The 19,798-nt window shown below is 70.4% G+C and carries 22 protein-coding genes; 10 read left to right on the top strand and 12 right to left on the bottom strand.

The window, feature by feature from the left end:
- Positions 1–159 precede the first annotated feature (159 nt).
- Both QOZ89_RS15575 and QOZ89_RS15570 read right to left on the bottom strand, forming a co-directional pair.
- Positions 160–1,221, bottom strand: coding sequence for an aldo/keto reductase (locus QOZ89_RS15575; RefSeq protein WP_071052648.1), 1,062 nt, complete (start codon positions 1,219–1,221; stop codon positions 160–162).
- Positions 1,218–1,658 carry a VOC family protein gene (locus QOZ89_RS15570; RefSeq protein ID WP_071052650.1) on the bottom strand — a complete coding sequence of 147 codons (441 nt, stop codon included), beginning with the start codon at positions 1,656–1,658 and terminating at the stop codon, positions 1,218–1,220. Before QOZ89_RS15570 ends, QOZ89_RS15575 begins: the two co-directional genes overlap by 4 nt.
- A 125-nt stretch (positions 1,659–1,783) precedes the next feature.
- Here QOZ89_RS15570 and QOZ89_RS15565 point away from each other — a divergent pair, with 125 nt between their 5' ends.
- The 3 genes from QOZ89_RS15565 to QOZ89_RS15555 all read left to right on the top strand — a co-directional run bounded on the left by QOZ89_RS15565 (position 1,784) and on the right by QOZ89_RS15555 (position 5,565).
- Positions 1,784–2,482 carry a TetR/AcrR family transcriptional regulator gene (locus tag QOZ89_RS15565; protein ID WP_083419653.1) on the top strand — a complete coding sequence of 233 codons (699 nt, stop codon included), beginning with the start codon at positions 1,784–1,786 and terminating at the stop codon, positions 2,480–2,482.
- A gap of 367 nt (positions 2,483–2,849) precedes the next feature.
- Positions 2,850–4,136 (top strand): MFS transporter, encoded by a 1,287-nt coding sequence (locus QOZ89_RS15560; protein WP_131804161.1) that lies wholly within the window; start codon positions 2,850–2,852, stop codon positions 4,134–4,136.
- 7 nt (positions 4,137–4,143) lie between these two features.
- Complete coding sequence (locus QOZ89_RS15555; RefSeq protein WP_071052655.1) at positions 4,144–5,565, top strand: AlkA N-terminal domain-containing protein; 1,422 nt, start codon at positions 4,144–4,146, stop codon at positions 5,563–5,565.
- Between the two features lie 153 nt (positions 5,566–5,718).
- Here QOZ89_RS15555 and QOZ89_RS15550 read toward each other — a convergent pair whose 3' ends face one another.
- The 5 genes from QOZ89_RS15550 to QOZ89_RS15530 all read right to left on the bottom strand — a co-directional run bounded on the left by QOZ89_RS15550 (position 5,719) and on the right by QOZ89_RS15530 (position 9,593).
- Complete coding sequence (locus QOZ89_RS15550) at positions 5,719–6,387, bottom strand: NADPH-dependent F420 reductase (protein ID WP_198543517.1); 669 nt, start codon at positions 6,385–6,387, stop codon at positions 5,719–5,721.
- A gap of 72 nt (positions 6,388–6,459) precedes the next feature.
- Positions 6,460–7,395, bottom strand: a complete 936-nt coding sequence (locus QOZ89_RS15545) for an SDR family oxidoreductase (RefSeq protein ID WP_071052657.1) — start codon at positions 7,393–7,395, stop codon at positions 6,460–6,462.
- A 14-nt stretch (positions 7,396–7,409) separates the two neighbouring features.
- Positions 7,410–7,730 (bottom strand): LLM class flavin-dependent oxidoreductase, encoded by a 321-nt coding sequence (locus QOZ89_RS15540; protein ID WP_312624135.1) that lies wholly within the window; start codon positions 7,728–7,730, stop codon positions 7,410–7,412.
- A 14-nt stretch (positions 7,731–7,744) separates the two neighbouring features.
- Positions 7,745–8,479: an SDR family NAD(P)-dependent oxidoreductase gene (locus QOZ89_RS15535; RefSeq protein WP_312624115.1), complete on the bottom strand. Its 735-nt coding sequence runs from the start codon at positions 8,477–8,479 to the stop codon at positions 7,745–7,747.
- Positions 8,480–8,969: 490 nt separating this feature from the next.
- Entirely contained in the window at positions 8,970–9,593 is a 624-nt protein-coding gene (locus QOZ89_RS15530; RefSeq protein WP_071052660.1) for an NADPH-dependent F420 reductase, read from the bottom strand.
- Between the two features lie 199 nt (positions 9,594–9,792).
- Here QOZ89_RS15530 and QOZ89_RS15525 point away from each other — a divergent pair, with 199 nt between their 5' ends.
- The 5 genes from QOZ89_RS15525 (at position 9,793) to QOZ89_RS15505 (ending at position 13,218) form a co-directional block, all read left to right on the top strand.
- Positions 9,793–10,704 carry a LysR family transcriptional regulator gene (locus QOZ89_RS15525; RefSeq protein ID WP_071052661.1) on the top strand — a complete coding sequence of 304 codons (912 nt, stop codon included), beginning with the start codon at positions 9,793–9,795 and terminating at the stop codon, positions 10,702–10,704.
- 87 nt (positions 10,705–10,791) lie between these two features.
- A complete protein-coding gene (locus tag QOZ89_RS15520) occupies positions 10,792–11,034 on the top strand; it encodes a DUF86 domain-containing protein (RefSeq protein WP_241842228.1) in 243 nt (80 codons plus the stop codon).
- Positions 11,035–11,142: 108 nt separating this feature from the next.
- On the top strand, positions 11,143–11,862 hold the full coding sequence (locus tag QOZ89_RS15515) for a metal-dependent hydrolase (RefSeq protein WP_071052685.1): 720 nt from the start codon (positions 11,143–11,145) through the stop codon (positions 11,860–11,862).
- A 394-nt stretch (positions 11,863–12,256) separates the two neighbouring features.
- Positions 12,257–12,622, top strand: coding sequence for a hypothetical protein (locus tag QOZ89_RS15510; protein WP_071052662.1), 366 nt, complete (start codon positions 12,257–12,259; stop codon positions 12,620–12,622).
- Positions 12,607–13,218, top strand: a complete 612-nt coding sequence (locus QOZ89_RS15505) for a hypothetical protein (protein ID WP_312624114.1) — start codon at positions 12,607–12,609, stop codon at positions 13,216–13,218. The genes QOZ89_RS15510 and QOZ89_RS15505 overlap by 16 nt, the downstream gene beginning before the upstream one ends.
- Before the next feature lie 77 nt (positions 13,219–13,295).
- Here QOZ89_RS15505 and QOZ89_RS15500 read toward each other — a convergent pair whose 3' ends face one another.
- Positions 13,296–14,612, bottom strand: a complete 1,317-nt coding sequence (locus tag QOZ89_RS15500) for a cysteine desulfurase-like protein (protein WP_312624113.1) — start codon at positions 14,610–14,612, stop codon at positions 13,296–13,298.
- Between the two features lie 166 nt (positions 14,613–14,778).
- Here QOZ89_RS15500 and QOZ89_RS15495 point away from each other — a divergent pair, with 166 nt between their 5' ends.
- The gene (locus QOZ89_RS15495) at positions 14,779–15,558 is read left to right on the top strand and encodes a helix-turn-helix domain-containing protein (RefSeq protein ID WP_312624112.1); all 780 of its coding nucleotides are present in this window, start codon (positions 14,779–14,781) and stop codon (positions 15,556–15,558) included.
- Here QOZ89_RS15495 and QOZ89_RS15490 read toward each other — a convergent pair.
- Positions 15,537–15,959: a hypothetical protein gene (locus QOZ89_RS15490; RefSeq protein WP_312624111.1), complete on the bottom strand. Its 423-nt coding sequence runs from the start codon at positions 15,957–15,959 to the stop codon at positions 15,537–15,539. The genes QOZ89_RS15495 and QOZ89_RS15490 overlap by 22 nt on opposite strands.
- Before the next feature lie 414 nt (positions 15,960–16,373).
- The gene (locus QOZ89_RS15485; protein WP_071052667.1) at positions 16,374–17,174 is read right to left on the bottom strand and encodes a TetR/AcrR family transcriptional regulator; all 801 of its coding nucleotides are present in this window, start codon (positions 17,172–17,174) and stop codon (positions 16,374–16,376) included.
- Between the two features lie 78 nt (positions 17,175–17,252).
- On the opposite strand from QOZ89_RS15485, the gene QOZ89_RS15480 reads away from it, so the two are divergent.
- Positions 17,253–17,660, top strand: a complete 408-nt coding sequence (locus QOZ89_RS15480; RefSeq protein ID WP_071052668.1) for a VOC family protein — start codon at positions 17,253–17,255, stop codon at positions 17,658–17,660.
- A 53-nt stretch (positions 17,661–17,713) separates the two neighbouring features.
- Here QOZ89_RS15480 and QOZ89_RS15475 read toward each other — a convergent pair whose 3' ends face one another.
- Together QOZ89_RS15475 and QOZ89_RS15470 are read right to left on the bottom strand one after the other, a co-directional pair.
- Positions 17,714–18,559 (bottom strand): LLM class F420-dependent oxidoreductase, encoded by an 846-nt coding sequence (locus tag QOZ89_RS15475; RefSeq protein WP_071052669.1) that lies wholly within the window; start codon positions 18,557–18,559, stop codon positions 17,714–17,716.
- Between the two features lie 218 nt (positions 18,560–18,777).
- Positions 18,778–19,695, bottom strand: coding sequence for a zinc-binding dehydrogenase (locus QOZ89_RS15470; protein WP_312624110.1), 918 nt, complete (start codon positions 19,693–19,695; stop codon positions 18,778–18,780).
- Positions 19,696–19,798: the final 103 nt, after the last annotated feature.

Below are 19,798 nucleotides of genomic sequence, written 5' to 3'. Positions count from 1 at the left end.
ACAGGCCGGTGGGAAGGGCGGCTGGAAATCCGGCCGACCGCAGTAGGACCATTCGCTTCTGGCGCCCGCGACGGGCAGCGAATTCGTCGAGACCGTCCAAATCGCGATAGGCGATGGTGCTCGATGCCGGCGGGCTGAGCCTGGTTCGTCCCGCGTCGCCTATCGGGCGCCGTGGGGCTGCGAATCTAGATCGGCGGCGCCGAGGACCCATGGCGAGGTCTGGTCGATGAACTCGGTCGGGAAGCCTGGCGAGAATCCGGTGGCACTGTCGAGCCGGGCGACGAGATCGGGTGTCAGAGTGACGTCGAGCGCGCCGAGGTTGTCACGGAGCTGATCGACTCGGCGCGCGCCCAGGATGGGAAGGATCGCCGCGGAACGGCAGGTGGTCCAGGCGATCGCGACCTGCGACGGGGTGACACCGAGCTCGTCGGCGACCTCGCGCACGGTTCGGGCGACGGCGAGGTCGAGCTCGGTCAGTGACGCGGCACTCAGACGCGTCGGGGCCGGACCGCCCGCTTGGTCCTTGCTGGTCCCGGCCGTCGAGGGACCGGCCGGTGGGATGTATTTTCCGGACAGGACGCCCCCACCCAACGGGCTCCAGGCGGTGACCCCTAGGCCGAGTGACTGTGCCATGGGCAGCAGCTCCCGCTCGATGTCGCGGTTGAGCAGACTATAGGGCACCTGCAGGCCCACGAACTGGCTCCAGCCGCGCCAGTCGGCGAGCGTGTTGGCACGGGCGACGACCCAGGCGGGGGCGTCGGAGATGCCGATGTAGAGGATCTTGCCTGCCCTTATCGCGTCGTCGAGGGCACGCATCGTCTCCTCGATCGGGGTGAAGCGGTCCCACATGTGGACCCAGTACACGTCGATGTGGTCGGTGCGCAGCCGCCGGAGGCTGGTCTCGAGAGACGCACGCAGGTTCTTGCGGGCATTGCCGGCGGCGTTCGGGTCGGCGCGGTCGCGGGAGACGGTGTACTTGGTGCCCAGGACGAAGGACTCGCGGCGGCCGGTAAGCAGCTCGCCGAGGATCTCCTCGCTGGCGCCGTCGCGGTAGTTGATCGCGGTGTCGAGCGTGTTGCCGCCGGCCTCGGCGAAGGCGTCGAGGATGCGGCGGCACTCCTCCAGTGGGGCGCCGACCCCGCCCTGCTCACCAAAGGTCATCGCGCCGAGGATCAGCTCGGAGACCCGCAGCCCGCTGGCGCCCAACGTCCGGTATCTCATGACGACCCGCTGACGATCCGGGCGAGCTCGCGAGAGATCTCGTCGTCGGGCACGTCCCGGACGTGGGTGTCGAGAGCCCAGCGATGACCGGACGGGTCGAGGAACTGTCCGGTGCGATCGCCCCAGACCGCGTCGTGCACTGGCTCGAAGACCGCCGCGCCCGCGGCCACGGCGCGCTGGAAGGCCGCGTCGACATCGGGAACGGCCAGGTGCAGTGCGGCGGGCGTGCCCCCAAGGTCCTTCGGGGCGCGGATCTTGGCCTCGGGCATCTCGGCGGCGACCGCCAGCACCGTGTCGCCGAGCCGCAGCTCGACCATGAGGGCTCGCCCGTCCGGGAGCGTCAGCCGCCTGATCTCCTGAGCGCCCAGTGCCCGCTCATACCACGCCGCGTCGCTGTCGGTATCGGCTACCACGAGGTGTATCGCGATGGCGGTCATGCGGCGACCATACACCCAGTCTGGACTACCCGTCTGGTCGGGCGGATCGTTGTGCGCTGCCAGGCACGGCCCGGACACCTGGTACCTGAGCAAGTAGCCAGGCCAAGGTGCCCTAACGTGAGAGGATGACGCCGTCCCACACTGCGGAATCGGCCCGCCGGTCGGCGGGGGACCCGCCTCCCGCGGAGCTGAGGTCGCGTCTGCTTGGCGCGCTGGAGGGGTTGCTTGCGCACCGCGCGTTCGACGCGGTCAGCGTCATCGACATCATTCGTGCCGCCGGCGTGTCGAAGGCCAGCTTCTACTTCTATTTCGCCAGCAAGCAGGCCGTGCTCGCCGAGCTCGTCCGCCAGGCGGTACGGCGCGGGCATGAGGCCGCGGACCCGTGGGTGAGCCCAGACGCGGCCGGACCGTCGGATCCGGTGGAGGGCCTGCGCCAGGGCGTCACGGATGGCGCGCGGCTGTGGCGAGAAAACGCCGGCGTGCTGAAAGCGATCGTCGAGAGCTGGGGATCCGACGACGGGTTGCGTGCGCTGTGGCTCGACCAGATGAACAGCTTCACTGACGCCGCGGTCACCCGCATCGAGGCTGACCCCGAGGCGCTCCGGCACCTCGGCGGCGTGGACGTCCAGGCCACTGCGGCGGGCCTCACCTGGCTCGGCGAACGGTTGTACTATCTCGCCGCCGCCGGGGTCCCGCCTTTCGACGACCAGACGGTCCTGATCGACACGCTGACCAACGCCTGGACCGCCACGCTGTACGGGAGGCGAGCCGCCGACGGTAGGCCGGCGGGCGGGGCGATTGTCGACGGGCACGAGGGTAGGTGACGGAGGCCTTCCGAATACCTCGGCGGGAGCAGCTGGGCAATAAGGCCGGATACGCGGATGCGGCCGCCTGGGGTCACGGCTGTCGAGGCTGCGACGGGCCTGGCTGGCGTGTCGCGGATGGTAGCTCCGTCATGACCAGGGTTCGGCGCATTTCTGCGACCAGAAGTAGTGCGAACCCTGTGGCCGAGATGCGCGGAACGTAACTATCCGCGCCCGCGGGCAAGACCGCCCCTGACCGGATCTTCACGGCGACCGCCAGCCCGGCGATCCGGGGTGGCGGTCGCCGTGAAGATCTGTGCCGGGAGGCTGGACCAAGCTGGCCGATTTCCGCCAGCGCCTGGTCGGGCATGGAGATGAGCATGGGCCGGTGGCTGACGAGGACCGGATCCCCATGGGGTCCCCGCTGGATAATGCCGCTTTCCGCCGGGTGTGGATCGGCGCCACCGTGTCCGCGGCGGGAGACGCGGCGAGCTGGGTCGCTCTGGTGGCGTTCGTGTTCGGGCGGCCGCACGGGAGCGTGGCCTTGCTCGCCGCGCTCTACACCGCGCCGGTGGCCGTCGGTGGCCTGGTCGCCGGCTGGGCGCTGGACCGGTACGACCGGCGATGGTTGTTGGCGGGAGACAGTCTGCTTCGGGCCGCGGTGTTCGGGTCGGTGCCGTTGGCCGCGGTCGCCGGTGGGTTGGGGACCACCCAGCTGTACCTGGTCGCCGCCATGTACGGGCTGCTGAAGATGATCAGCCTGGCCGGATTCCCCGCGCTGATCCCCAGCCTGGTGGCACCCGGGCAGTTGATGGCCGCCAACGCTCTGGAGTCGGTGAGTTTCGGGATCGCCGGTCTGGTCGGCGCGGTGGCGGCAGGTTTCTCGGTGGCCCTGGTCGGGCCCGGGTACGTGGTGGCCTTCGACGCGCTGAGCTACCTGGCGTTCGCGTGTTGCCTGCTCGGTACCCGCGGCCTGGCTGGCACCCGACCGTCCCGGGGTGGTGTGGCGGCGGGTGGCGGGCTGCGGCCCGTGCTGCGGTTGATCGCGGGCCAGCCGGTGCTACGGGACACCACCGTCATGTTCGCGCTGTTCAACATCGGCGAGGGCGCGCTGCTGGTCGTGCTGCCGAGGCGCGCTGTGGAGTACGGCCTGGGCGCCGGCGGGTACGGCTACCTGGTGGCCGCCATGACCGGTGGCGAACTGCTCGCCGCGCTGACCTTGCTGCGCGGTGCCTGGCGGCCATCGCTGACCCGCTCCATCATGGCGGCGTCACTGCTCGCCGCCGCCACGGTGCTCGCGCTGCTGGTGCCCTCCCGGTGGGCGGCGCTGGTCGGGCTGGTCGGGCTGGGCGGCTGCGCGGCGGCGATGACCACCTGGGCGCAGACCCTGCGCATGGCAGCCGCGCCGGCCGGTACCCACGGCAGGCTCTTCGGGCTGCTGCGCACACTGATGCAGGCCACCCCACCGCTCGGCGCCGGGCTGGCCGCGCTGACCCTGGGCCATGGTGTGACCGTCACGGTACTCGCGGTCTGCGCTCTGATGGCGGTACCGACGCTCGCCTTCGCCCGCGACCTGACCGCCGCCGGTGCCCGGTCGGCTGAGCCCGATCCGGCGGCCACCGAGACGGACCCGACTACCAGGTCCGGCCCGGTGACGACCGCGAGCGGGGCATGATCGGAGGGTGGATCTCGACTTCGACGTGTGCTTCGAGGCCACCCGCAGCCGGGACGCGCGGTTCGACGGCTGGTTCATCGTCGGGGTACACACCACCGGGGTCTACTGTCGGCCGAGCTGCCCCTCACCTGTGTGCCCGAAACCGGTAAACGTCACCTTCTACCGTATTTCGGCGGCCGCGCAGCTGGCCGGGTTGCGCGCGTGCAAGCGCTGCCGCCCCGACGCGGTACCCGGCTCGCCGGATTGGAACACCCGGGCCGACCTGGTCGGCCGGGCGATGCGGCTGATCGCCGACGGGGTGGTGGACCGGGAGGGCGTACCCGGCCTGGCCGGCCGGCTCGCGGTGAGCAGCCGCCACCTGCACCGGGTACTCGTCGAGGGGGTCGGCGCCCCGCCGCTCGCGCTGGCCCGCTCCCGGCGGGCGTATCAGGCCCGGCTGCTGGTGGAGACTACGGGGATGCCGTTCGGCGAGATCGCCTTCGCGGCCGGCTTCGCCAGCATCCGGCAGTTCAACGACACGCTTCGGGAGGTCTTCGCGGCCACCCCGTCACAGCTGCGGGCGGCGCGACGGCGGGATGCCCCGCAGCCGCCCGGCGTCCTCATGTTGCGGCTTCCCGTCCGGGTGCCCTACGACCCGCACGGCGTGCTGGGCTGGCTGGCGGCCCGGGCGGTGCCGGGGGTCGAGGATTGCCCGGACGGCGAGTACCGAAGGGTGCTCCGGCTGCCCGGCGGCCCCGGTACGGTAGCTCTGCGGCCGGCGCCCGACCATGTCCAGGCGACCTTCCGCCTGGCCAGCGTGGCGGACCTGGGTGCGGCGGTGGCCCGCTGCCGGCGTCTGCTCGACCTCGACGCCGACCCGCGAACCTACCTTCCCGTACTGGCTGCCGACCCGGCGCTCGCCCCGCTGGTCGAGGCGTTTCCGGGACTGAGGCTGCCCTGCTCCGTCGACGGAGCCGAGACCGCGCTGCGCGCGGTACTCGGACCACAGGCGGCGGCGGTCGCCACGCTCGGCGCGTCGCTGGCCGCGCCGGACGGCCGGCTGACCCACGCCTTTCCCGAGCCCGCGGCGGTTGCTGCGATAGACCCGGCGAAGCTGGGGCTGCCCATGGACCGCGGCCGCACGCTCCGCGAACTGGCGCGTCGGCTGGCCACGGGGGAGCTGGTCATGGACGAGGGTGTCGACCGCGCCGCGGTACGCCATACCCTCCTCGCCGTGCCCGGCCTCGGCCCCGCCCTGGTTGACGAGCTGGCCCTGTACGGACTCGGCGACCCCAATGCCTTTCCGGCCGGGGATTCCCGGCTGCGTGCCGCGGCCCGGCAGCGCGGGCTGCCCGGCGACGCCGCCGGCCTGGCCCGGTACGCGCGGCGGTGGCGGCCATGGCGCGGGTACGCGGCGCACCTCCTGCGGGCAGGACACACCGTTACCTGACGGCCCGCCGGATCCGCCAACGTCCAGCGTGTCGTGGCCCCGGCAGCTCGGCGACGTCATCTGCGTGCTTCGCGCTGGAACGCTCGGACGGCGCGCGGGGCGGAGCTGGAGCTTCGCCGCCGCGCAGGAGCGGCCCGCCGCTCGGGCCTGCGGTTACCGCGTTGCGGTGGCCAGTGCCGCGCGGATGGCGTCCTCGCCGACCGGCTGGCCCTTCTCGTTCGATAACGGCCCGTACGGGGTCCCCCACACCGGCGTGCCCGTCGCCTGCCGCCAGCTATCGGCCAGCGGTCCCGCGTCCACCACGCTGTACCCGATGGATTCGATGAATTCGGTCACCGCCGCCTTCGCCGACGCGGAGTCCCCGGCGATCGGCAGGTACGAGCGGTCGGCCGCCCCCGCCGGACGGGCGAGTGACAGCAGGTGCTTGAAGAAGATGCTGTTGAACGCTTTCACGAGCATGGCGTCCGGGATGTACCGCAGCAGCAACTCGCTCGAGGTGAGCGACTTGCTGTCGAGCTCGGGGATGTGCCCGTCACGGTTGGGGCCGTAGTTGCACGTGTCAATGAGCGTCTTCCCTGCCAGTGGCGCGGCGGGCAAGTAGGGGAAGGCCTTGACCGGCACCGTGACCACGACGATGTCACCGGCCGCCGCGGCCTCCCCGCTCGTCGCCGCGGACGCCCGCGGCCCCAGTTCCGCGGCCGTGTCCGCGAGCGTTTCGGGACCGCGCGAGTTGCTGAGCACGACCTGGTGCCCGGCCTCGACGGCGAGCCGCGCGATGGTGCTGCCGATGGCGCCGCTTCCGATGAATCCCACAGTCGTCATATTCTCAGCATCCCTCCAGAAGAGCCGAACCCTTGTCATCTGCCGGACTCGTTGTGATTCGGGTCCCTGCCATCAGATGGCGGAGAAGTAATGGCCGTTGTCCAAATCGGCGAGCAGGCTGGGCTGAGCGGGCTCCCAGCCGAGGGTCCGGCGGGTGATGAGGTTGGACGCCGGGTAGCTCTGCGTGACTATGTTCGCAAGGAACCCAAAGTATCCCGGCACCATCAGTACGTCCGCGGGAACGCTCACGACGGGCAGGCCCAGACGGCTGCCAATGGCCTCGGCGATTTCGCGGAACGGGATGCCCCCGTCCCCAACCGCGTGCCAGTATTTGCCAGCCGGCCCCTTCTCCAGCGCCAGGCGGAACAAGGAGGCGACATCGCGGACGTGCACGGCGTTCCACAGGTTCGCGCCGTCTCCGGGGTAGCCGGCGAAACCCTTCTCCCTCGCGAGCGCGATCAGCTGCAAGAGGAAGCCGGCACGATCGGTCGTGCTGTGCGCGATGTTGGCAATCCGCACGACCGAAGACCGCACTCCCCGCTCAGCGAGGCCGACTACGGCGGTTTCCACGACGTTACGAGCGTGCAGGGTGCCCTTGTGCTCATCGCCGCCGGGAAGGGCCGGGTCCTCCTCGGTGGCCGGCCGGCCCAGGCTCCCTGGCGAGCCTATGCTCCCCGCCGCGACCAGCGGTTTTCCGGTTCCCGCCAGTGCTTCGCCGTACGCGAGCATGATCGGGACCTCCGCGGCGGCCACGGCGTCGATCCCGCCGGAGAGAAGCAGGTCTTGCCTGTGCGCGACGTGGATAACGCCGTCGGAGTCCGCGGCCGCCTCCTTGAGCCCGTCGAGATCCTCGAGGTCGCCGCGACGCACCTTCGCGCCATGCGCGGACAGCGCCGCCGCGGCCGTGTCCGACCGGGCCAGGCCGGTGACCTCGTGCCCGGCGGCGATGAGCTCGGGGACGATGTACGAACCGGAATGGCCGGTCCCGCCAGTGACGAAAACGCGCAAGCTGCTGCTCCTTGTCAACTGTCGTACTCCTGCTTCATCCACCCCAGCCCCACACCAACGCCAAGGCGGCCGTCGCTGAGCACGTCGAGCGTGGTCAGCAGCCGGGCCAGGTGCGGCGGCTCGTAGTAGAACGTGCTGAGCGTGCTGGCGTTCAGGCGCATCCGGCTGGTCGCCGCCGCGGCGACGGTCCACAGCAGCACCGGATCGAGGGAGCTGGTCATCTGCGGCCCGTGGGCCAGATAGCTGCTGTCCACATCAACCGGCGTGACCAGGCGATCGCCGACCCACAGGGTGTCGTAGCCAAGGTCCTCGAGTCCGCGGTAGAACGCGCTCAGGCCGGGGGCGTGGTTCAGATGGCGGTGGTGCCGCCGTCGGTGACCAGTTCCAGGCCGTTGACGTAGCTGGAGTCGTCGGAGGCGAGGAACAGGGCGACGGTGGCGATTTCTTCGGGGCGGCCCATCTTTCCGCGGGGGATGAGGGACTCGAATGCGGCCTTGGTTGCCTCGTCGAACAGTTCTTCCTGTTTGGCGGTGGCGACCTGGCCGGGGGTCAGGACGTTGACCCGGATCTTGCGGTCGCGCAGTTCGTTGAGCCAGACGCGGGCCCAGGCCTGCTGGACGGCTTTGCTTCCCGCGTAGAGGCTCCAGCCGGGGAAGGCGCCGAGGGAGGCGTTGGATCCGGTCATGAAGATCGAGCCGTTGTCGTTGATCAGCGGCAGTGCCTTCTGCACGGTGAACAGGGTGCCGCGCGCGTTGAGCCAGAAGGAGCGGTGGAACTGTTCCTCGGTGATCTCGCCGAGGACGGCGGGTTCGCCCATCCCGGCGCTGGCCCACAGCACGTCGATCGAGCCCTTTTCCCGCTTGACGGTGTCGTACAAGCGGTCCAGGTCGTCCAGTTCGGCCGCGTCACCCTGGACGGCGGTGACGTTGCGGCCGATCAGCTTGACGGCGTCGTCCAGTGCTTCCTGCCGCCGGGCCTGGATGAAAACGTGCGCTCCTTCCTCGACGAACAGTTTGGCGCCGGCCAGTGCCATGCCGGTGGATCCGCCGGTGATCACCGCTACCTTGCCATCGAGCTTTCCCATGATCACTCCGTTGAATTGATGGGTATCCGAAACAGTTCCCGCATCCCAGTACGCACGCGACTACACGACCGCCATCGCCGCGCGGCTCACCGAAACCGCCCGCGAAGCCGGCGCCACCAACCCCGAACAACTCGGCGAACAACTGGCGCTGCTCATCGACGGCGCCTCGGCCCGCACCCGAGTCCTCAACAGCGAATCCTTCCTCACCGCCGCCGCCATCGCCGCCGTCCTCATCGACAACGCCATCCCCGCGTCATCTGCTCGGCAGCCCAGCGATGACCGTGGAACTACCGGGTCTGCTCCCGTTCCGGTGGGAGGCCAATGACGGCCCGATCACGCCTCGTCGGCCGGAAGACGACGTCGAGTTCGGCGCGGCCGGAGCGGTAGCTGCCGGGATTCGGGCTGGAGAGCGGGTCGCGAGATCTGGCCGCGGCATCCGTACGTATCGTCGAACAGTGATGTGGTGCGAGAAGTGGTGGTGCGGGTGTGCTCAGCTGAGACTGCTGACGCCGAGGGAGAAGTTGAAGTCCCCCACGCCGTGGCGGGCCAAGCTGATCATCAGCAGGCCCGCCCCTTCCAGCCATTGCGCCATCTCCAGGCCTCCGGCATCCAGGGGGCGCAACCCGAGGCTCTCGATGAACGCCGATACGCTCGCCTTGGCCCGCGCGTCGTCGCCGGCGAAGAGCACGTCCAGCGGGCGGCCCGGGGCCAGGACGTGGCCGAAGACGGTGTTGAACGCTTTCACGACGTGCGCGCTCGCCGGGGCGGCCTTGGCGATCTCCTGCGCGGCGGAAGTGCCGTCAGGGGTGACCAGCCCCGTGGCGTCGGCGTTCACGGGGTTTGTGATGTCGATGATGACCTTGCCGACGAGCGCGTTCCCGTACTGGGCGACGACCGGCACGGCGCTGGCGTTCGGCACGGCGAGGATGACGATGTCGCCGGCTGGGGCGGTGCCGAATGTCCCGACCGTGGCGCCGCCGCCGAGCGCGGCGGCCAAGTCCTTGGCCTTGGCCGCGTCGCGACCGACGACCTCGACGGCGTTGCCGCCCTCGACCGCGCGGGCGCCTATGGCGCGGGCCATGCCCCCCAGGCCGATAATGCTGATGCTGCTCATGGAGTGCCTGCTTTCTGGAGCGGGATAGCTGGACAGAACGCCACGCCCACCCCGTTGTTGTTAACGGTGGTGTCGTCGACGCCCTTGAATGACGCAATAAACGGCGCTCAATTCCACGGTGCCACTGGCCTGAGTGTGTGTCCAAGACCTCTTTCAGCCGTTGCGATACCCTGAAGGCATCGCCGGACCGGGAGGTTCCATGGATCTGGACCTGCGCAAGTTGCGCTACTTCGTCGCCGTCGCCGACACGTTGCACTTCGGCCGTGCGGCCGATGAGCTGCACATCGCGCAGCCGGTGCTCAGTCGGCAGATCCGTGCGCTGGAACAGGATCTCGGCACTCCGCTGTTCACCAGGGACAGCCACGGCGTGGCGCTGACCGACGCCGGCAGGCAGTTGCTGACCGACGCTGGCCCGCTGCTGGCCTCCGCGCACGCGGTCCGCCGCCGGGTGACCGTGGCCGCACGCGGCAGCCAGCGGCTAATGGTCGGCTTCCGGGCCGGCATCCCGGTCATCCCGGCGGCGCGGGCCTTCGAGGCCCGGCACCCGGACGTGGTTGTGGACGTGCAGCGGATCGAATGGGACGACCAGGCCACGATGCTGCTCGACGGCCGCATCGACGTCGGCTATGTACGGCTGCCCATCGACGAGACTGGCCTGCGCGTCACCCCGCTGTACACCGAGCCGCGGGTGGCGGTGCTGCCCGCCGACCACCGGTTGGCCGGCAAGGAGGAGGTCACCGAGGCCGACCTGGCCGGCGAGCCGCTGGTCTGGCCTGCCGACCCGAGCACACAGCCCACCAGGCGCCCGCACCCCAACGCCGGGTACCTGGTGCGTGGGGTGGACGAGACGCTCGAGCATGTCGCGGCCGGCCGGGGCATCTCGTTCCTGGCCCGTTCGGCGACCGTGTTCTACTCACATCCGGACGTCATCTATGTGCCCATCCCGGATCTGGCGCCCGACCAGGTGTGCCTCGCGGTGGCGGCCTCGCGCACCTCGCCAGTGGTCGACGACTTCTTCATCGCGGCTCAGGCGACGGCCGAGATCACGGCAGAATGTGGGAACTATGAAATGTGGCAGCTTGGAATCGGTGCCGTTTCAAAGCGCGACTGAGCAGCCCGACTGACAACAGCAGCGCCAACAGAGGGCACGCGGCCATAGCGATGGCGCCTGCTCCGCGCGATCACCGGCGATCTGTCCGTGCTCCGCTCCGAGTCGGACGCCGACGATGAGCGCCGCGCGGATCCGATCTGGCTGCGCGGGGTCATGTACACCGCCGTGACGGCGATCGAGGCCTGCGTCGATGTCGCGCAGCACATCTGCGCGGCACAGGGCTGGGGACCGCCAACGGACAACGGTGACGCGATCCGTCTCCTCGGCAGTCACGGGGCGCTGGCCGCGACGCTCGCACTGTCGCTGCGCAAGGCCGGGTGCCGTAAGTAGCCCGTCTTGTCGGATAGGCGATGGACGTCACGTTGGCGCCTCGCGGGAGCCTTGGACGGCGCGGGCTAGAGTCCGCCAGGTGCTGATCATTGAGGTGGACCTGCCGTGATGGGACGGACGCACGCGCTGAGCGGGGCGGTGCTCTGGCTGGTCGCCGCGCCACTCCTTTCCCGCGAAGAGTGGTTGGGCTCGTACGCGGTGTCGTTGTCAACCAGCCAGGTGATCGCCGGTGCGGTGGTGGCCGCGGGCGCGGGGCTGCTGCCCGACATCGACCATCCGTCCGGCCGGATCGCGAACACTCTCGGACCGGTCACGAGGACGATGTGCCGGTGGGTGAGCCGGGCGTCTGGTGGCCATCGGCACGCCACCCACTCCCTGCTGTTTGTGGTCGCCATGGGGTATGCCATGGGGCTGCTGGCGGCCCACTTTCGGTACGGCTGGTGGGCGGCGCTGTTCGTTCTCGTGGGCTTCGGGCTGCGCGGCCTCGGTCTGGACTTCGAGGGGCATGAGGTCTGGTCGGGGCTGAAGGACTGTGGGATGGCCGGGGTGGCCGTCTATCTCATGCATGACCTGAACATGAGCTTTGCCGCTTACCCGGTCGCCCTGGGTTGCCTCGCCCATCTGATCGGGGACTGCCTGACCCCAGAGGGCTGCCCCCTGCTCTGGCCGGTGAACTGGCGGATGGAGACAGTCCTGGTACCTCGGACGGACGGCAGGGTCGAACGCTTGGTGGTTGTTCCGCTGCTGGCCTGTGCCGCCGTCGTCCTCACGGCCCAAGTGCTGATCCGCCACGCCCCGTCTCACTGGTTCAGCTCACTGACGGGATAGGCCGGCTGGAGTCGACGACCGATCGTCGTCAGCGACGATCTTCAGCCAGTCCGGTGATGACATAGGTCGCCCGGGGCAGGTGCACCCACCCCAGCAGAACGTGATCGTGGAGAAATCGCAGTCTTGCTGGTCGGGCGCACCTGATTCCGTTTCGGGCCAGATCATCCAGCTGCACAAGATCGCCGCCAACTGCGTCGAGTATTGCGTCGGTTGCGCGGCTTGATCTCAGGCCGCGTCGGGTGGAGGGCCTGGCTCAGCCGTCCGGCCAACCCGGGCTTCGTAGTCCATGCCTCACGCGCGCAACCCGGCGCGTCGACATCGCGACCACGCGGGCCACCCGCATTCCGTTCCTGCGGGGCACGATGCCGAACTCGATCGCGTGGTGACCCGGCCCATGACCGCGCTCGAGGACCGCCTGCGCGACGCGACCGCCGCGACCGCCGGCCTGGTGACCACCGACCTGGTGACCACCGACCTGGCACCCGGAAGGGTCCCAGCCTCGCCCACCAGCCTGGCCCGGCAGCGCTGGTACCACCGCGGCGAGCCGCGCACGGGCCGGGCGCGGCGTCTCGTGCCTGTGCTGGTCGGCGTCGTCGTCCTGCTCCTGGTCGGCGGGTCGGCGGTTGTGCTGCCCAGGCGCTCCGAAAGCCGCCCGACCCCTGGGCGGCGGCCGTCGCCGAGGCCGGATTCCCGGCTCGTTACTTCCTCACGACGATCGCCGACGGAAAGTACCGGGAGGTCGCCGTGCGGGACGCGCTGACCGGCGCCGTCACCGCGACCGTCCAGCCGCGGTCGGATGAGTTCTTCACGACGGTCGAGGCGACGAGCGATCCGCGCGTGTTCCATGCCTTCGCCTACGACCGCGCCACGCCCAGGGGGTTCGCGTACCGGTTGACGATCGATGGGGCGGGCCACGAGGTGTCGCTGGTCCGGGACAGCACCATCAAGCCGATCTTCGGCTGGGGGACGGACGGACCCCTGCCACCGCAGCTGCCGCCGAACACCGCGCCTCCGACGCTTCTGCAGCTGGACACCATGATCACCCCGCTTCTCGGCGTCGGCGGCACCCGGGTCTACGTCATCGCCGCCCAGCAACGTCCCGACGGGGCCCCGGTGACCCGGGTCGTCGAGCTGGACGCCTTCACCGGCCGTCAGCTGCGGGCCCTGTTCGAGGAGCCGAAACAGGACCGGGGCAACGCCCTCTGGACGTTCACCCAGATGGCCCTCGACCCGGCCGGCAAGCTCCTGATGGTCGTCGACGGCGCCGGCGCGGCCTACCGCATCGACATCGCCACCGCCAAGGCCACCCGCCTCCCGTTCCTCCGCGGCACCAACCCCAACTCCATCGCCTGGTAGCCCGAAGCCCGCGCGTTCACCAACCGCTCGCGGCGGGACGTTCCGGGACGTTCGATGTCCACCGGATCGTCACATCGTCAAGCGAGACGACGCCCGCGGTGGCCGCGGTCGAAGTATTCCCTCAGCCCCGTGAGCAGCCGGTCGACGTCGCTGTCGTCGTTGTACGGCGCCAGCCCGATCCGCAGGCCGCCGGCGTCACCGAGGCCGAGCCGGTGGGAGGCCTCATAGGCGTAGAAGGAGCCGGCGGGGGCGTTGACCCCGCGTTCGCCGAGGAAGGTTCGGATGTCCTGCGGGTCATGGCCCTCGAAGGTCGTAAGGAGGGTGGGCGTGCGGCGGGCCGCTCGTGACCAGAGCGTGGCCCCGGGCAGCTCGCGCAGCCCTGCCTCGATCCGCTCGCGCAGGACGTCCTCGTGGGCCTGAAGCGCCGCCATCGAAGCGAGAAGCCTCGCGCGCCGGTCCGCGCCCGCGCTGCCCGCGCCGGCCGCGCGGCCGGTACCGGCCGCGCTGGGTGCCAGGTCGGCGAGGAAGTCGACGGCCGCTGTCGTACCGGCCATCAGCTCGTAGGGGAGGGTGCCGAGCTCGAACCGCTCCGGCACGGCGTCGGTCGCCGGCAGCAGCTTGTCGGGGGAGAGCTGTTCGAGGAGCTCGGGCCTGCCGTAGGTGACGCCACAGTGGGGGCCGAGGAACTTGTAGGGAGAGCAGGCGTAGAAGTCCGCGCCGAGGGCCGGTACGTCGACCGCCGCATGCGCCGAGTGGTGCACGCCGTCGACGTGCAGCCAGGCGCCGGCGGCGTGGGCCAGCTGGCTGATCGCGGCGATGTCGGGCATGGTGCCGATCAGGTTGGAGGCCGCCGTGACCGCGACCAGCCGTGTGGCGTGGGAGAGGACACGCTCGATGTGGTCGAGCTCGAGCTCGCCGGTCTCGGGGTCGAAGTCGGCGAAACGGACCGTCACCCCGACCGCCCGCGCGGCGAGAACCCACGGCCGGACGTTGCCGTCATGGTCGAGCCGGGTGACGACCACCTCGTCCGCCGGACCCCATCGCCTCGCCATCGTGCGGGCGAGGTCCATCGTGTTCTGCGTCATGCTGCGGCCGAAGATCACACCGTCCGGCTCGACGTCGAGGAGGTCGGCGAGGGCGGCGCGGCAGGCGACGACGGTCTCCTCCGCGTTGCGCTCGCCGAGCGTCACGGTGCCACGGTTGGCCAGCGGACGGGTGAGCGTGTCGTAGACCGCCCGAGCCACGACATCGGGGGTCTGAGAGCCTCCCGGCCCGTCGAAGTGGGCGGCGCCGGCGGCGAGCGCCGGGAAGCGGCCGCGGACGGCGGCGACGTCATAGGCGGCGGCGACGTCATAGGCGGTGGCGGCGTCCGGGGCGGTAGGGGGCTCGGTCATCACCCCAAGCCTGCCAGTACCGCTCGGAGGTGCCCGCGCCCCACTCGGCGGCTTTGGTCGAAAGCAGTACGCCGATGTCCATGGCGACGGTGCTCACGGCCGGTGCGGACAGCGACAATTCCCGGCGAGGAATGGCCCAGGACGCCACGGCCGGTAGAACAGGCCTGTGGACTTCCCTCACGCGCTACGTGAACGCCGTACCGGCCGTCGTCTCAGCCAGCTCGATCTGGCGCTGCGGGCGGGTACCACCCAGCGGCACCTCAGCTTCATCGAGTCCGGTAGGTCCGTCCCCGGCCGGAGCATGGTCGTGCGTCTGGCCGAGTCACTCGAACTGCCGCTGCGGGAGCGCAACGAGCTGTTGTTGGCCGCCGGGTTTGCGCCCGTCTACCCGGAGAGCTCGCTTGACGAACCGGTGCTGGCCCCGGTGCGCACGGCGATCGATCACATCGTCCGTGGGCACTTGCCATATCCGGCGGTGGTCGTGGACCGCGACGGCGACCTGATCGCCGCGAACGACGCATTCGATCTGATCACCGAGGGTGCGGCGCCCGAGCTTGTAGGCCCGGGCAGAAACGTCTACCGCCTCGCGCTGCATCCAGAGGGCGTCGCGCCCCGTATCCGCAACCTCGCCGAATGGGCGCGCCACATCCTGGCGCGCCTTGGCCACATGGCGGAGTTGCGCTCCGAACTCATGAGATACGTCCCTGAGCTGGCGCCGTCCGACGGGCAGCTCGGCTTCGCGGTCCCGCTTCACCTGGGGTCATCCCGCGGTGAGCTGCGCCTGATGACGACGGTGACGACCTTCGCCACCGCCGTCGACGTAACGCTCGCCGAGCTGAAGCTGGAGGCGTTCCTGCCGGTCGACCCGGCGACGGCCGAAGCTCTCTCGGCGGCCGCCGGGTCGGTGCCTCCCGCGCCTGGAGGTCAGGCTCCCGGGAACATGTAGTCGGTCTTGATCCGGCCGTCGTCGTCGAGCACGACGATCTCCAGGCCCCCGCCCACCACGTCGCCGGTGTCGACGGACACAGTCTCCCAGCGGAACTTGACGACGTCCCGGAGGCGTACCGCATCGGCGCACGACCGGAACGTGAGCCCCGCCTTCTCGACGAACTGTTCGTAGCTGCGTGCCACGCGGATCTCGATGGCGGCGTGCCCCTGGGCGTCGAGGGCCGGGTGCTCGAAGCCGAGTCCTGCCGCGGCCTCGCGGATCTCCATCGGCGGCTGGAGGATGTGGACGCCGTCCTCGGCCCACAGGCGCGCGATGGCCGCACGGCGCTGCGCCGCGTCCGGCTCCGTCCACTGGGCCACGTAGCGGGCGGCCAGATCCCGCGGGTCAACCTCAATCATGGAATCTCCTTTGTCGGTATGTCGCCTGGACCTGTGGACCCAGATCCTGTGGGCGGCGATGGTGACCGACAATTCCCGCCTGGGAATGACCTCGTCCGGTGCGCGAGATCGGCGGAAAGGCTTCCGTCCGCCATGGCCTCGCGGGCGCGACCACGGTGATGACTCGGCGCGACCGTCGGCGCCGGCCTGCTGCCGCGGCGACACCGCCGACAGCCGCAACCCAACGATCATGGGCTTTCTGCGGTCGAGGCGGCGCCACTAGAGTTCTTGGCCGTGGAGACTGGCGTCGAAGACACGATTTTCGGGTCGCGCGTTCTGGCCCGGCCTGATCCGTGCATCCCGGCGAGCAGTCTCGCTATCCCGAGGTCCGGCCGAGATCGCGTGGATGACACATGACTGGCGGTCGATTCGGCGTCAACCGGTGCCGTCGGCGCTGAGCTGCCTGCCCGGCGAACCTGGCTCGGCGCGTTCGATGAGGGAGGCCAGGCCGTCGAGGACGCGGGCCAGGCCGAAGCGGTACGCGTGGTCGGGGTCGTGGGCGCTGCCATGCGCCTCACCGGCGGCGGTGCCGACCCGGCTGGCCAGCGGGTAGCGCCGTTCGTCGAGCACCTGGGCGAGCAGCGGGCCGACGCGCGCCCACCACTGCGCGTCATCGCCGGCGGTCGCCACGGCGGCTGCCTGGTGCGCCTCCCTGGCATTGGCCTGCACGAAGGACAGCAGGTAGGTCAGGCAGTCGTCCATCTCCACATCGGAAAGGCCGAGCCCGTCGAGTGCTGACAGCTCGTGCTCGTACTTCGCCATGAGGCCTGGTCCGAGTGGCGGGCGGAGGGTCGAGATCTCGGCGGCCCAGGGATGCGCCGAGAAGAGTGCTCGGTTCTCGTCGGCGACGGCGGTCAACCGCGTGCGCCAGCGCGCGCCCGTGGTGTCCGCGCGCGGCGTCCGGATGTAGACCGCGTCCAGCATCAGGTCAAGCATCTCGGCCTTGCCCGGCACATAGGTGTAGAGGGTCATCGGCACGACGCCGAGTGCCCGGGAGACCGCGCGCATGGTCACCGCGGCCAGCCCTTCGCGGTCGGCCAGCCCGATGGCGGTGTCGACCACGGCACTCAGCTCCAGCCCCCTGGCCGGTCCACGGCGGGATGGTGCGAGCGGCTTCCCCCACAGCAGCGCCAGCGTGCGTGCCGGGTCACCAGATCCCGAGCGTTCATCCGTCACCTGGCCATCTTCGTACACAAAACACTGTACGATGTATGTTGTACATCGTACAGAGTTGTCGATCCTGAAGGGCCAACCATGAAGATCATTTCATCCGCCGTCTCACTGAACGTCGACGATGTCGAGGCGTCGGCGGGCTTCCTGACCCGGCACTTCGGCTTCGCCGAGCAGCTGGCCGCGGAGGGATTCGCTTCCCTCGTCCGCGACGACGCCGGTATGAACGTCGTCTTCCTGCGCCGTGGCCTGCCAACGCTTCCCGCCGACCAGCGCGACGACCGTGCGGGCGGGCTCATCATCGCCTTCGTCGTCGACGACCTGGAAGGTGAGCTCGCCCGGCTGCGTGGCGAGGGTGTGATGATCACTATGCCGCTGACCGAGGAGGAGTGGGGGGAGCGGGCTTTTCAGGTTCGCGACCCCAACGGCATCATCGTGCAGCTTGTCGACTGGAAGGGATCGGGCGCCCAGGCGGCGGTGGTCGAGGCGTAGCGAGCCGCGAGTCCGGTCTTCGGCTGATCGGACGATCGGACTCGGGGACACGGTCAGCGGGGTAGGGAAGCGTGCCGTTCCAGGAAAGCGGCGACGTCACTCTCCGACTCGATCGGCAGCGGATACACAAGGAGACGGTCGACCCCGAGTTCGGCGTACCGGCGGGCCGCGGCAGCGGTGACCTCGATCGGATCGAGCTGCATATAGATGATTTCCAGACGGCCGAGCCGGGCCGGTCGCTCGATCTCGACCGCTGCCGCGGCCAGTCCAGACAGGTGGGTGGCGAGGTCGGCGGCGGTGCCGTTGCCAAACCATCCGTGCCCACGGGCGACCGCGCGTCGGTAGGCGGCCGGGCTGTGACCGCCGATCACGACTCGCGGGCCGCCCGGGCGCACGGGCCGAGGATGCGCGTCGATGTCTGCGAACGAGACGTACTGCCCGCTGTAGACGGGCTGGGGATCGAGCCAGAGCGACGCCATCGCGTCCAGGTACTCGTCCGTGCGGCGGCCGCGCCCGGCCATCGGCACCCCGATGGCGGACATCTCCGGCTCCAGGTAGCCGGCGCCGACGCCGAGCAGCGTTCGCCCTTCGCTCAGCACGTCCAGGCTCGCCACCTGCTTGGCCAGAACCAGCGGGTTGCGCTGGGGAAGGATGATGATCCCGGTGCCCAGCTCGAGCCGCCGGGTGGCCGCGGCCACGTAGGTCAGGTGGATCAGGGGGTCGAGGATCGGGTCCGTCGCCTCCATCGGCGAGGCCGGCACCCGAGGGCTGGGCAGGACGACGTGTTCACCGGCCCACCAGGAGCGATACCCCAGCTCCTCGGCCAGCCGTGCCAGGCGGACGGTCGCCTCCGGGCCGGCCGTCGCCTTCGCGTTAAGACCACTGACACCGAGTTCCACGCTCACGCTCCTCGAGATCTTCTAGAGGGCCAAAGGGTGTGCGAAAATGATCTTCCTTCGCACGCCCGGCGGCCGTTGTCCCCAGGATCACTACTGGGTCGTGTCCCTCGCCGGCCGGTGGCGCAGGTCCGCCAGCGTCGGTTCGGTCGGTTTGGTTCACTTGGTTCGCTCGGTCCATGGCGCGCCCGCGGGACCGGCGCGGTTGGTGACGGCGCCGCTCAGGCCGGGATGTCGAGGATGGCCTTGCCCGCGACGCGGCGGGACAGCAGCGCCTCGACCGCCTCGGGCGCCCGCTCCCAGGAGCCACGCCAGCCGATCTGGGGATCCAGCCTTCCCTGACCGAGCAACCGGACGAGGTAGCCGAGGTCCGCGGCCAGCCCGGAGCCGATGACGAACGGCTCGATCCGCCGGTCCCCGGACCGGTGCCGTTCCTGCTCGAAGTCGATGGTGGTCGGCTGGCCGGACGCCTTCCCGATGGCCAGCGCGACCCCGCCCGGCTCGAGCAGCGCGAACGCCTCGGCGAGTTGCGTTCCGCCGACGTTGTCGAGAGCTCCGTGGACCGGTCCGGTCACGTTCGCCGGGCCGATGACGATGTCCGTGGCACCCAGCCGGCCGAGTCCCTCGCCGCGTTCCGGGGTCCCGACCGACGCGATGACCTCGGCGCCGGCCCGGGCGGCCAGCTGTACGGCGAACCGTCCCACCCCGCCGGAGGCCCCGGTGATCAGCACCCGGCGGCCGAGGACCGAGCCCAGCCGGCGGATCGCCCGCAGCGCGGTCACCCCGGCGACGGGCAGCGCCGCCGCCGCGCCCGGATCGAGCGCGGTGGGCAGCACCGCCAGGTCCGCGGTGGACGCGGCGCGGCGGCGGGCCCAGGCACCGTCCCAACCGAAGGTCACGACCGGCGTGCCGGGCACGGCACCGGAGCCGTCCTCGGCCCCGGCGACCACGACCCCGGCGGCGTCCCATCCGTGGACCTGACCAGGCTGGGCGCGCCCCGTCCGGTAGGCCAGCTCACCGAAGTTCAACGAGATCGCCCGGACCTCGACCAACGCCTCATCGGGCCTCAGAACCGGTTCGGCCACCTCCGCCAGACGCAGGCCAGCCGGCCGGTCCGGGTCGTAGACGAGTGCCTCCATAGTGTCCCCCTCTCGCGGGTTGCGCCGTAGCGTTCAGGAACCCACAGGACCACCGTGCCGGGTTGCTCCGTGCCGGTCCAAGACCCACTGTGATAACCAATGG

Origin of the sequence: Pseudofrankia coriaricola (assembly GCF_032027725.1) — a bacterium.
Lineage (GTDB): Bacteria > Actinomycetota > Actinomycetes > Frankiales > Frankiaceae > Pseudofrankia.
Note: the sequence above shows the minus strand (reverse complement) of the source record. Positions and strands in the feature narration are given on the sequence as shown.